11 protein-coding genes are annotated in these 12,538 nt (G+C 64.2%); 5 read left to right on the top strand and 6 right to left on the bottom strand.

Annotation, left to right across the window (positions count from 1 at the left end):
- The first annotated feature begins 23 nt into the window (after positions 1–23).
- From MTX35_RS07745 to MTX35_RS07730, 4 genes are all read left to right on the top strand, one after another.
- A complete protein-coding gene (locus MTX35_RS07745; protein WP_243594407.1) occupies positions 24–1,559 on the top strand; it encodes an acetyl-CoA acetyltransferase in 1,536 nt (511 codons plus the stop codon).
- Positions 1,543–2,352, top strand: coding sequence for an enoyl-CoA hydratase/isomerase family protein (locus MTX35_RS07740; RefSeq protein WP_243594406.1), 810 nt, complete (start codon positions 1,543–1,545; stop codon positions 2,350–2,352). The genes MTX35_RS07745 and MTX35_RS07740 overlap by 17 nt, the downstream gene beginning before the upstream one ends.
- Positions 2,353–2,539: 187 nt before the next feature.
- Positions 2,540–4,192: a BCCT family transporter gene (locus MTX35_RS07735; RefSeq protein WP_243594405.1), complete on the top strand. Its 1,653-nt coding sequence runs from the start codon at positions 2,540–2,542 to the stop codon at positions 4,190–4,192.
- Between the two features lie 43 nt (positions 4,193–4,235).
- Positions 4,236–4,829, top strand: coding sequence for a hypothetical protein (locus tag MTX35_RS07730; protein WP_243594404.1), 594 nt, complete (start codon positions 4,236–4,238; stop codon positions 4,827–4,829).
- Positions 4,830–4,889: 60 nt separating this feature from the next.
- Here MTX35_RS07730 and MTX35_RS07725 read toward each other — a convergent pair whose 3' ends face one another.
- Entirely contained in the window at positions 4,890–5,108 is a 219-nt protein-coding gene (locus MTX35_RS07725; RefSeq protein WP_243594403.1) for a hypothetical protein, read from the bottom strand.
- A gap of 444 nt (positions 5,109–5,552) precedes the next feature.
- Here MTX35_RS07725 and bla point away from each other — a divergent pair, with 444 nt between their 5' ends.
- The gene (gene bla / locus MTX35_RS07720; protein WP_243594402.1) at positions 5,553–6,482 is read left to right on the top strand and encodes a class A beta-lactamase; all 930 of its coding nucleotides are present in this window, start codon (positions 5,553–5,555) and stop codon (positions 6,480–6,482) included.
- 11 nt (positions 6,483–6,493) lie between these two features.
- On the opposite strand, the gene MTX35_RS07715 is transcribed toward bla, so the two are convergent.
- From MTX35_RS07715 to MTX35_RS07695, 5 genes are read right to left on the bottom strand one after another with little or no spacing between them, the layout of a single operon-like run.
- Positions 6,494–7,303 (bottom strand): CoA ester lyase, encoded by an 810-nt coding sequence (locus MTX35_RS07715; RefSeq protein ID WP_243594401.1) that lies wholly within the window; start codon positions 7,301–7,303, stop codon positions 6,494–6,496.
- The gene (locus MTX35_RS07710) at positions 7,300–7,782 is read right to left on the bottom strand and encodes a MaoC family dehydratase (protein ID WP_374230252.1); all 483 of its coding nucleotides are present in this window, start codon (positions 7,780–7,782) and stop codon (positions 7,300–7,302) included. The genes MTX35_RS07715 and MTX35_RS07710 overlap by 4 nt, the downstream gene beginning before the upstream one ends.
- Positions 7,779–8,945 carry an acyl-CoA dehydrogenase family protein gene (locus MTX35_RS07705; protein WP_243594400.1) on the bottom strand — a complete coding sequence of 389 codons (1,167 nt, stop codon included), beginning with the start codon at positions 8,943–8,945 and terminating at the stop codon, positions 7,779–7,781. Before MTX35_RS07705 ends, MTX35_RS07710 begins: the two co-directional genes overlap by 4 nt.
- A complete protein-coding gene (locus MTX35_RS07700; RefSeq protein ID WP_243594399.1) occupies positions 8,942–10,936 on the bottom strand; it encodes an acetyl/propionyl/methylcrotonyl-CoA carboxylase subunit alpha in 1,995 nt (664 codons plus the stop codon). The genes MTX35_RS07705 and MTX35_RS07700 overlap by 4 nt, the downstream gene beginning before the upstream one ends.
- A gap of 6 nt (positions 10,937–10,942) precedes the next feature.
- On the bottom strand, positions 10,943–12,520 hold the full coding sequence (locus MTX35_RS07695) for a carboxyl transferase domain-containing protein (RefSeq protein WP_243594398.1): 1,578 nt from the start codon (positions 12,518–12,520) through the stop codon (positions 10,943–10,945).
- Positions 12,521–12,538 lie beyond the last annotated feature (18 nt).

The following is a 12,538-nucleotide window of genomic DNA, read 5'->3' as shown; positions in this document are numbered from 1 at the left end:
CTGTCTGTAATAGGTTTCCGTTCATGAGTTCTCCACGCCACGAGGCGTCGACTGTGGATCCGACACGTGTTCCGGTGATCGTGGCTATCGGTGAAACGAGCGGCCGCGGCGAACCCGTGGGCGTCGAACCCATGGAACTGATCACGCTGGCTGCCACTGCGGCTCTTCGGGACTCGCAGTCGTCGGAGCCGTGGATTCGACGCGCGGACAGCATCGCGTTCTGCCACATCGCCAGCTGGGCCTACGCCAGTCCCGCCGCTGCGCTGGCACGTGGATTCGGTGCCACACCCGCAGATCTGTTCGACGCTCCGATCGGCGGGCAATGGCCTGCGCGGCTTCTCGATCGCGCGGCCGCGCGCATTGCCTCCGGAGAGTCGACGGTGGCGGTGATCGCGGGCGGTGAAGCCCAGGCCTCGATGAGCGCGCTGGTCAAGGCCGGTCGAGACCCTGTCGAAGACGGAGGGTGGAGCACCGATCCGGGCGGTCCGCCCACCTTCGATCTGGACCAACTGGGCAGCGCCGCAATGCAGGACGCCGGTCTGATCTCGCCGGTTCGGATCTATCCGTTGTTCGAGAGCCGCTTCAGATTCGAGTCCGGATTGGACCCGGAAGCACGGCAGGCCGAGTGCAGCGAGCTGTATGCCGCCTTCTCCCTTGTTTCCGAGAAGAATCCGTACTCGTGGAACGGCCGTGCGCGGAGGGCTGCAGACATCGGCACGCCGTCGGCGAAGAATCGCATCGTGTGCGAGCCGTATCCGCTGTCGATGAACGCCATGCCGTTCGTCGACCAGGCCGCATGCATCGTGGTGACGAGCTTGGCCGAAGCCCGTGAACGCGGTGTGCCGGAGCGCGACATCGTGTACGTCTGGGGCGGTGCGGGTGCCGAGGACTCGGTGGACATTCTGGACCGCACTGGTTTCGGTCGATCCGAAGCGATGGACAACGCGCTGGACCGAGCGTTGCAGGCCGCGGAGATCGGAGTCCAGCAACTCGACGTGCTGGATGTCTACAGCTGCTTCCCGATCGTGCCGACGCTCGCCACCCGCCACCTGAAAACTCCGACGTCGTTGATTCCCTCTGTGACCGGGGGACATTCGTCGTTCGGCGGGCCGCTGAGCAGTCATTCGTTGCATTCGATCACTGCCTCTGTCCGTGAGATTCGCGCGGGGAAGACCTGTGCACTGGTGCACGCGAACGGTGGCTACCTGACGTATCACCACTCCGTGCTGCTCAGTGGCGACCAGCATCCACTCGGCTATGTCGGAAGTCCCGAACCCGTTGTGCTGGCATCGGACCCGCCGCCTCGAGCGCCTATCGAGGACGGCGATCTCACGGTGGAAACTGTCTCCGTCGAGCATTCTCGTCAGCAGGAGCCGAATCAGGCGTTCGTCGTCGGCCGGGACATCCGTGGCCGACGCGTCGCCGCACAGACGGCACCCGGTGACACGGCCAGCGCCCATGCGCTGTCGTTGTATCGGAACAGTCCTGCATGCGAAATCATCGGGACCACAATCACTGTCGAGATCAGCGAAGGGAACATTCGTGTCCGAAGCCGGTAGCACCGAACCTGTCGTCCTGACGAGGCGGGAAGGCCATGTACTCGTCGTCACGATCAATCGGCCGAGTGCGGCCAACAGCATCGACGCCCGCGTGCACACGTTGCTCGGGGAGGCGTGGGAGTCGGCCGAGGAGGATCGCGACATCAGGGCCATCGTCCTGACCGGTGCGGGTTCGGCGACCTTCTGTGGTGGTGCCGATCTGAAAGCACTCGGAACCGGAGGGCCTGCCGCGGTCACCCCACTCGACACCGAGCACTGGGGGTTCGCCGGAATCGTTCGGCACCCGATATCGGTGCCCGTCATCGCGGCCGTGAACGGATCGGCGATGGGAGGAGGAACCGAGATCGCCCTGGTCTCGGATATGGTCGTCGCCTCGGACACGGCCGTGTTCGGCCTGCCCGAGATTCGCCGCGGACTCATCGCCGGTGCAGGTGGTGCTTTCAGGCTGATGTCGGCCGTCCCGGAACACATCGCGCTGGAGATGATCTTGACGGGGCAGCCGATTTCCGCGCAGGATGCGGCGCGGTGGGGGTTGGTCAACAGGGTGGTCGCGCCGAACGACGTTCTCGACACGGCACTCGGTCTCGCACGCCTCTGCGCGGAGGGTGCGCCGCTCGCAGTGCGCGCCTCCAAACGGCTGGCCCGACGCATCACTGATGGAACAATCGCGCACGAAGAAGACTCCTGGTTGCAGAACCGTCAGGAACTGGACCGACTCACCACCACGAAGGACGTCATCGAAGGAATCACCGCATTCCTGCAGAAACGCGATCCGAACTGGACCGCGCAGTGAGCTCTCGGCACCGAGGGGCACCACCAGGAATGGGTGCGTTCACAATTCGAGCAGGTAACGAATCGGCAGCAACGGTGGACAGGGCCGCTCTGGTAAACAAGGGTTAAAGGTCGGCGACGGCACACCCCAACGACCGAGCAGGATCCGAATCCGACGAACCGTGCCGTCGAGGATGGTGACGGCAACCGTGGACACACTTGCTCGCAAACTGGGCCTCAGAACCGACAATCACATCTTCTTCGTTTCGGCCGGGCTGACGATCACGCTGCTGATCCTGTTCCTCGTCTTCCAGGACTGGGTGGGGAACGCGTTCGGGGTCGGGAGGGAGTGGATCGTCACGAACCTCGGGTGGTTCTTCATCATCGGCGTCACGGTGTGGTTGGTGTTTCTGATCTGGGTCGCCGTCAGCAGGTACGGTCATCTGCGGCTCGGGGAAGACGACGACAGACCTCAGTACTCGAACCTGTCGTGGTTCGCCATGCTGTTCGCGGGTGGAATCGGCACCGTACTGATGTTCTGGGGTGTGGCAGAACCGATTTCGCACTTCTCCGCCCCACCCTTCGACGGCGTGGAGCCGTACAGCGTCGAAGCGTCCCAGGACGCGATGAGCATTTCCCTCTATCACCTCAGCCTGCATACCTGGGCGATCTTCACCTTGCCGGGGTTGGCGTTCGGTTTCTTCATCTACCGGTACAAGTTGCCGATGCGCGTGTCGTCGGTGTTCTATCCGATTTTGAAGGAACGCATTTCGGGTCCGATCGGTAAGACCATCGATGTGTTCGCAGTATTGGGTACGATCTTCGGACTGGCAGTGTCGCTGGGGCTCGGCACCTCTCAGATCAATGCCGGCTTGAGTGAGCTCGTCGGACTTCCCGATGCCGTGTGGTCGAAGGTGCTGATCATCGGCCTGCTCACTCTGGTTGCGACGGTCTCGATTGCCGTCGGGTTGGACAAGGGTGTGCGTCGGCTGTCCAACCTGAACATTCTCGTCGCGGTCGGTTTGATGATCTTCGTGCTGATCGCGTCGGATACCGTCTTTCTGCTGCGCCAGGTGTTCGAGAGCTTCGGCAACTACGCACAGGACATCGTTCCGTTGTCCTTCTGGAACGACGCCATGGCCGAGTTCACCTCCGATGGCGGGTGGGGATGGCAGGGCGGTTGGACCGTCTTCTACTGGGCGTGGACCGTCACCTGGGCCCCGTTCATGGGCGTTTTCCTCGCACGCATTTCGCGTGGCCGCACGATCCGTCAATTCGTCGTCGGTGTGCTGGTGGCTCCCTCGCTGTTCACGCTGGTGTGGTTCGTCGTATTCGGTTGGTCGGCAATGAGAATCGACGGAATCGGGGGTAGCGGCGGTCCGATCTCGGAAGCAGTGTCCGAGAGCGTGCCGTTGGCGATGTTCACATTCTTCGAGAACTTCCCTGCCGCGACCCTGGTTCAAGGGATCGCAGTGGTCGTCGTGGCACTGTTCTTCGCGACCTCCTCGGACTCGGCATCGCTGGTGATCGACATGCTGTGTTCCGGTGACGGTGAAGCAGGCCCCGTGCGGCAACGAGTGTTCTGGGGCGTCACCGAGGGCGCGGTGGCCGCAACGTTGATCGTGCTCGGCGGTGAGGCGGGGCTGCAAGCCCTGCAGCAGGTCATCACCGTGATCGGACTACCGATCTTCATTCTGGTGTCCCTGATGATCATTGCGTTGGTGATGGGTCTGCGAGCCGAAAAGGTGAAGGTGCAGCCGCTCACCCGAGCGCAATTCCGTGAACACAACGGCCAATCGACCGTCACCGAGTCCGAGAAAGTGCGGTCGTCTCCCCTGGCCAGAGACTCCGGCGACGACTGATGTCGACCTCGCCGGAGTGGAGTGCAGTGCGAGGCCGTTCGGGATGAAGCGGGTGATTCGCGGGGCTCTGGCCGTTGCTCTGGTCGCGCCGCTCAGCGTGGCATTGACGTTCGCTCGGCCGGGCGTCGCTCATGCCTGCTCGTGTGCCTACAACACAGACGGAACGCAAGCCGAACAGCAACTGGAGGACTTCTCCTCGGGGGACAACGCTGTATTCACCGGAACGGCGGTCGCCGAGCGGCGAGAAGGTTTCACCGTCTACTACGACTTCGATGTCCGCGAGATATTCCGTGGCGACGTCGGCGCGAAGACGACGTTGTCCACCGCACGTGACAGCGCAGCGTGTGGAACCGGCTTCGACCTGAAAGAGGAGTACCTCGTCTTCGCCGGCACCTACGACACACAGGACGCACCGTGGTCGGTGACAATGTGCTCGGCAACAACGCTCTCCACCAACGAACTCACCCGGGCTGCGACGCTGAAGCAGTTCGGAGAACCCCGCGCCGTGACAGCAGACGAGCGTGCCGCCGCGGACTACCCGCACGGCCTATCGATCGTCCAGTGGATGGGTATCGGTGTCGCTGCCGGCCTGTTCGCCGCCGGAACGACGTGGATACTCCGAAGAGCACGGCACTGATCGGCGCGGCCCGTATCGTTCGCCTGCGCGGCAGGGAGTCGAACGTGGTCGAACGTGCATCTATTGGGCCGTCACCTGCTGGTGCTCGTCGATAGTGGGATCTTCGGTCCAGGGATTGGATTCCCACGCGAAATTCAGTCCGAAGACCACGCCTGCGCCGACGAGCACCATCAATGCAGCTCGCCAGAGCGGGATGTCTCCGCCGATGCCCCAGATAATCGCCAGTGCGACGATAGCTCCGACGACCGGGCTCAATAGCGCACGTTTGGTGAAGTTCATCCAGTGCCTCCTGATTGTTGTCGTCTGGTCAGCAGTTCTTGATACCGCCGACGATTGCGTTTGGATTAGTGCCTGTCGCAACCGCTTCGATCGTGGCGACACCCCTGGTCCTCACTACGAGACCGATCGAGACCTCCGATACGTAGCAGAAGTAACGATAGCTGAAGAAGTGACACCGTAGCTATCGGTGTCTGTGACTCGAATCAGGCCCGAGAGTCCCCGTAGGCAGATCTCCCGGCGCAACACTGTCGCTTCGGTGTACATCCAACAGTCCATTGCGAGTGGAGATGTGCCCTGTGAGTTCAGTCTTGGGCCGGCTCGCCGATGCCGGCGACGAGGGGCTGTCGTTTGGGAAGGGACCAGACAATCCTGAGCCGTTCAGCCGTGACTCGCACGCGCTGGCCCGGTAGCTGCCTATCGAAGGTTCTGTGGTCGGCTGACCCCATGCGAATTTCGACATCCACCCGACTGATCACCCTGATCGCGATGGCGACTCTGACCGCTGGCGTTGCCTGTTCCTCGACGACCGTCACCGAACCACCACGACCCGACACGAGCACGTCCCAGTCCGGCACCGAGCAAGCTTCGGCCGACCAGAACTATCTCGAACTCGAGGCAAGACAGACCGCCCGTCTCGGCGTCAGTGCCATCGATCTCGTCTCCGGTGCGACCGAAACGTATCGCGGCGACGAACGGTTCGCGTTCTGCTCTACGTTCAAGGTGCATGCCGTCGGCGCAGTTCTAGCAGCTGTGGATGCCGGAGACCTGCAGTTGACCGACACCAGAACGATCACCGCAGAAGACAAGGTGCCCGAGTCCGCAGTCGATTGGGAACCAGGCTCCGTGGTCACGATCGCAGATCTGGCGGCGGCCGCATTGACCGAGAGCGACAACACCTCCGGCAATCTTCTGATCCGCGAGGCCGGCGGAACAGCGGCTCTCACCGAGTTCGCGAGGTCGCTGGGCGACACCGAATTCCGGCTCGATCGCGTCGAGCCGGAACTCAACACCGCCATTCCGGGCGACCCACGGGACACCACGACACCGAACTCGATGGCCGCCGGCTACCGAACTCTGCTCGACGGCGACGTACTGACGCCGGCCTCGCGCGATCAGTTGCTGGCGTGGATGGCCGACACCCGGACTTCCGAGGCCCGGTTCCGCGCCGGAATCCCCGAACAGTGGACCTCGGCAGACAAGACCGGCACCGGTAGCTATGGCGTCTCCAACGATGCCGGACTGCTACTCGGACCGGACGGGCAGAAGATCCTGCTGGTCGTTCTCAGCGCGACGACCTCTGGCGTCGAGGATTCACCCGCTATGAATTCCCTCGTTGCCGACGCGACCCGGACGGTCGTCGACGAAGTGCAGTGATTCGCGCCGGTCTACGACGGCCATCTTGCGATGATGCGTCGAGCATGCGCGAGAACGGGAGCGTCGACCATCTGACCGCGGAAGGTGAAGACCCCGCGGTTGCGTGCAACAGCGTCGAGCACTGCGGTGGCCCACTCGATCGCCTCGGGGGTCGGCGCGTAGGCCTCGCGAATGACGGGGATGTGGCTCGGGTGAATGGCCACCTTGCCGTCGAAGCCGACGGCTACCGCGTCCTCGGCTTCGACGCGGACACCGTCGAGATCGGGGATGTCGAGGAACACCGAGTCCAATGCGAACAGCCCCCTGGCCTTGGCTGCGAGCAGCGTCTGCGACCGAACATGTTGTGCCACATCGCGGTACTGGCCGCCCGAGTACCTGCTCGAATTGCCACCCATGGCTGCGACCAGATCCTCTGCACCCCACATGGCACCGATGGCGTTGTCGGCGGCGAGGGCGTCGAACACCGTCATCGCACCGAGCGGGGACTCGATCAGCGCGACGACATTGAGTGGAGCCAGAGCCGCGATCTGTTCGGCCGATTCACATTTGGGCAGCATCACGGTTGTGTACTCGGTCTGCTGCAATGCCGCGAGGTCCGCAGCCTGATCTTCGGTGCCGTGCGCGTTGACTCGAACGATGGTGCGCGACGGGTCCAGCGGTGTCGACACGACGGACTCGCGGGCGTCGGCTTTGTCTTCGGCACCGACGGCATCCTCGAGATCGAGAATGACCACATCGGCTCGGGCTACTGCCTTCTCGTATCGCTCGGGCCGGTCCGCCGGGCAGAACAGCCATGCCGGACCAGGGGGCAGCCAACTCATGCAGAACCCTCCGGGCGCATCCGAACGAGCGTCTTGCGAACCGCGATCGCGACGACGTCTCCGTGTTGGTTTCGGCCGGTATGGGTGAATGTCACGATCCCCTCGCCGGGTCGAGACTTCGATTCGCGCTTGTCCGAGATCACGGTTTCGGCGTACAGGGTGTCGCCGTGGAACAGCGGCTTGGGAAACGAGACCTCGGAGAAGCCGAGGTTCGCGACGATGGTGCCCTGGGTCAACTGCGTCACCGACAGTCCGACGAGGGTCGAGACGGTGAACATCGAGTTCACCAGTCGCTGGCCGAACGCTGTCGTCTCACTGTAGGCCGCGTCGAGGTGCAGGGCCTGGGTGTTCATCGTCTGTGTGGTGAACAACGTGTTGTCGGCCTCGGTGATGGTGCGGCCGGGTCGGTGCTCGTAGACGGTGCCGAGTTCCATCTCCTCGAACCACAGGCCGCGCTGGCGAATGCGCTTGTCGCTCACAGTCCCAGGCTCCGGGCGATGAGCATCAGCTGCACCTCGGTTGTGCCCTCACCGATTTCGAGGATCTTGCTGTCGCGGTAGTGGCGAGCGACCACGTACTCGTTCATGAAGCCGTAGCCGCCGTGGATCTGCGTGGCGTCGCGCGCGTTGTCCATGGCCGCCTCGGAGGCGACGAGCTTGGCGATGGACGCGGCCTTCTTGAACGGCTTGCCCGCCAACATCAATGCCGCTGCGTCGTAGTACGCGGTTCGCGCGGTGTGGGCGCGGGCCTCCATGCGAGCGATCTTGAACGAGATCGCTTGGTTGCGCGCGATCGGGGCACCGAAGGCCTCACGCTCCTTGGCGTACTTCACGCTCTCGTCCACGCAACCCTGCGCGGCACCGACCGACACCGCGGCGATGGCGATCCGTCCCTCGTCGAGGATGTGCAGGAAGTTCGCGTATCCACGGCCTTCCTGCCCGAGCAGATTCTCCTGTGGCACGCGTACATCGGTGAAGCTGAGCGGGTGCGTGTCCGACGCGTTCCAGCCGACCTTGTTGTAGGCCGCTTCGGCGACGAAGCCGGGAGTGTCGGTGGGGACGAGGATCGAGGAGATCTGCTTGCGTCCGGTCGCCTCGTCGACCCCGGTCACCGCGGTGACGGTGACCAGCTCGGTGATGTCGGTGCCGGAGTTGGTGATGAACTGCTTGCTGCCGTTGATGATCCAGTCACCACCGTCGCGCTTGGCGGTGGTCTTGGTACCGCCGGCGTCGCTGCCGGCGCCGGGCTCGGTCAGACCGAACGCGGCCAGGGCCTTGCCTGCGGTGAGCTTGGGCAGCCACTGCTGCTTCTGTGCGTCGTTGCCGAAGCGGTACACCGGCATGGCACCGAGCGAGACGCCGGCTTCGAGCGTCATGGCGACGCTCTGATCGACCTTGCCGAGCTCCTCGAGTGCCAGGCACAGGGCGAAGTAGTCGCCGCCCATACCGCCGCACTCCTCGGGGAACGGCAGACCGAACAGGCCCATCTCGGCCATCCCGGCGACGACCTCGTACGGAAACGAGTGCTCGGCATCGTGTTTCGCCGAGACCGGTGCCACGACCGTGCGAGTGAAGTCGGCAACGGATTTGACCAGTTGTTGGTACTCGTCGGGCAGATTCGACGACGACAGGTGATCGGTCATGGCTGGTCCTCTTCGGTGTGGGTGGGAACGATTCGGGCGAGGATCTGGTCGACGCGGACCTGATCCCCCACTGCGACAGTGAGTTCGACCGTGCCGTCGATCGGGGTGGTCAGGGTGTGTTCCATCTTCATCGCCTCGACGACGACGATGGCCGTGCCTGCGGTGACGGCGCTACCGGAGTCGGTTCCGATCGCGATGATCGAACCCGGCATCGGCGAGAGGATCTCGGCGTCACCGGAGTGGGCATCGTCTGCGCGGACGCTCGCCTCGGCAATCCGATCGATTCGCCAGGTGCCGCGGGAGCTGGAAATCCAGGTAGCCGAGCCGATTCGGGCGAAGGTCATCGATTCGCGTAGGCCGTCGACGACGATATTCACGGAATCTTCGGTGCCCGTTGCGCGGAGGGTGCGCGGCGATCCGTCGTCGACGACGACTGTCGCCGCACCGAGGGGTCCCGTGATGGACACGTGCGCCGTCCGGCCTCCCGACGCGAGTCGACGGTGGAACGGAGCATGCGTTCCGACTCGCCACCCCGATGGAGTTGCCCAGATGTCCTGGCCCGCCGACTGCCACGTGTCGAGCCACTCCACCGCGGTGGCGGCGATCAATGCTTCGTCGGTCGCCTCGGCGGCTGCGAAATGCTCGACGCGACGGTCGAGCAGGCCGGTGTCGAGATTGCCGTCGCGAACGTCGTTATCGGCGAGCAGGAACCGTGCGAACTCGATGTTGGTGACGACTCCGAGTACCGCGGTGTCGGCCAACGCCCGATCGAGGCTGCGCAGTGCGGTCGCGCGATCGGGTCCGTGCGCGATGACCTTCGAGAGCATGGGATCGTAGTTGCTGCCCACCTCGGTTCCCACGGCAAGTCCGGAGTCGACGCGGATCCCCGAGCCGGTGGGTTCACGCAATCCGACGACGGTGCCGCCGGTGGGGAGGAATCCGCGGCCGGGATCCTCGGCGTAGACGCGCGCTTCGATCGCATGCCCGGTGAGCGTGATGTCGTCCTGCTCGAGAGTCAGAGGCTCGCCCGATGCCACCCGAACCTGCCACTCGACGAGGTCGAGGCCGGTGACCATCTCGGTGACCGGATGCTCGACCTGCAGCCGGGTGTTCATCTCCATGAAGAAGAACTCGTCCGGGTTGTCGGCCGAGACGATGAATTCGACTGTGCCGGCACCGGAGTAGTCCACGCTGCGGGCGGTGTTGCAGGCGGCCTCGCCGATGCGCGCCCGGGTCTGTTCGTCGAGCAGCGGTGACGGTGCTTCTTCGATGACCTTCTGATGGCGTCGCTGCAGGCTGCATTCGCGTTCGCCGAGATGGATGACGTTGCCGTGGCCGTCGGCGAGGATCTGTACTTCGATGTGCCGGGGCCGCAACACGAATCGCTCCAGGAAGAGGGTGTCGTCGCCGAACGACGAGGCGGCCTCGCGTCGTGCGCTGGTCAACGCGGCGGGGAGATCCTCGGCGCGCTCGATGAGCCGCATACCTTTTCCGCCGCCACCGGCGGAGGGCTTGACGAGCACCGGGAAACCGACGTCCGGCGCGCCGGCGATGAGATCGGCGTCGGTGAGGCCCGGGCGAGAGATTCCCGGGACTACGGGCACACCGAATGCGCTGACTGCGGCCTTCGCCGTGATCTTGTCGCCCATCACTTCGATCGCTTTCGCGGGAGGCCCCAGAAAGGCGATTCCGGCTTCGGCGCAGGCGGAGGCGAACTCGGAGTTCTCGGAAAGAAATCCGTAGCCGGGGTGAATGCCCTGTGCTCCTGTGGCTTTCGCCGCCGCGATCACCTTGCCGATGTCGAGATAGCTCTCGCGAGCGCTGGCCGGTCCGAGCCGCACGGCCGTGTCGGCCTCACGGACGTGGCGGGCATCGGCGTCGGCATCGCTGTAGACGGCGACGCTACGAATTCCCATGCGGCGCAGTGTTCGTGCCACCCGTACGGCGATTTCGCCGCGGTTGGCGATCAGAATGGTGTCTATCGTGGTCATCTGTCGTCACATCCTGAAAACGCCGTAGGAGACCGGCTCGAGCGGCGCGTTTGCGCACGCCGAGAGGGCCAGTCCGAGAACCTGTCTGGTGTCGGCCGGATCGATGATGCCGTCGTCCCACAGGCGGGCCGTCGAATAGTAGGGGTTGCCCTGGCTTTCGTACTGATCACGAATCGGAGCCTTGAACGATTCCTGGTCGTCCTCGCTCCACGGCTTTCCCGCCGCGTCGAGTTGTTCGCTGCGCACCGTGGCGAGCACGGACGCCGCTTGCTCTCCGCCCATCACCGAGATACGCGCGTTGGGCCACATGAACAGGAAGCGCGGAGAGTATGCGCGGCCGCACATCGAGTAGTTGCCCGCACCGTACGAGCCGCCGATGACGACGGTGATCTTGGGGACCCGGGCACAGGCGACCGCGGTGACCATCTTCGCTCCGTGTTTGGCGATGCCGCCTGCCTCGTAGTCGCGGCCGACCATGAAGCCGGTGATGTTCTGCAGGAAGACGAGCGGGATGCTGCGCTTGTCGCACAGTTCGATGAAATGTGCGCCCTTCATGGCCGATTCGGCGAACAGGACGCCGTTGTTGGCGATGATTCCGACGGGATGACCGTGGAGGTGGGCGAATCCGGTGACGAGCGTCTTGCCGTATTCGGCCTTGAACTCGTCGAATTCGCCTGCATCGACGACGCGGGTGATCACCTCACGCACGTCGTACGGGGTGCGGGGATCGGTGGGGACGACGTCGTAGATTTCGCTCTGATCGGCGATGGGCGCACGGGTGGTGACGACGTCCCACGGCCGCGTGGTGCGGGGCCCGAGGGTGGAGACGATGCGGCGCACCCGTCGCAATGCGTCTCGATCATCGTCGGCGAGATGGTCGGTGACACCGGAGATCTTCGAGTGCAGATCACCACCGCCGAGTTCTTCGGCCGTGACGACCTCGCCGGTCGCGGCCTTCACCAGTGGCGGGCCGCCGAGGAAGATGGTGCCCTGGTTCTTGACGATGATCGCCTCGTCGCTCATCGCAGGTACGTAGGCACCGCCCGCGGTGCAGGAGCCCATGACGGCCGCGATCTGCGCAATTCCCTTGGCGCTCATGGTGGCCTGGTTGAAGAAGATGCGGCCGAAGTGGTCGCGGTCGGGAAAGACCTCGTCCTGACGCGGGAGGAACGCGCCGCCCGAGTCGACGAGGTAGATGCACGGCAGCGTGTTCTGCAGTGCGATCTCCTGCGCGCGCAGATGCTTCTTCACCGTCATCGGGTAGTACGTGCCGCCCTTGACGGTGGCGTCGTTGGCGATGATCACGCACTCGCGTCCGGAGACACGTCCGATGCCGGCGATCACTCCTGCACCGGGGCACTCGTCGTCGTAGAGACCGTTGGCGGCCAACGGTGCGATCTCTAGAAACGGGCTGCCGGCATCGAGCAACTCGTCGACGCGGTCGCGGGGGAGCAGCTTGCCGCGGGCGATGTGCCGTTCCCGAGACTTCTCGCTGCCGCCGAGCGCCGCCGCGGCGAGCCGTTCTGCCAGCTCGTTGGTGAGGAGCTCGTGATCTGCCCGGTTGGCAGCAATATCGATTGCCATGAGGTGCACGCCTTAGGG

It is taken from the genome of Rhodococcus sp. ARC_M12 (assembly GCF_022810385.1).
Taxonomy (GTDB): Bacteria; Actinomycetota; Actinomycetes; order Mycobacteriales; family Mycobacteriaceae; genus Rhodococcoides; species Rhodococcoides navarretei.
Note: the sequence above shows the minus strand (reverse complement) of the source record. Positions and strands in the feature narration are given on the sequence as shown.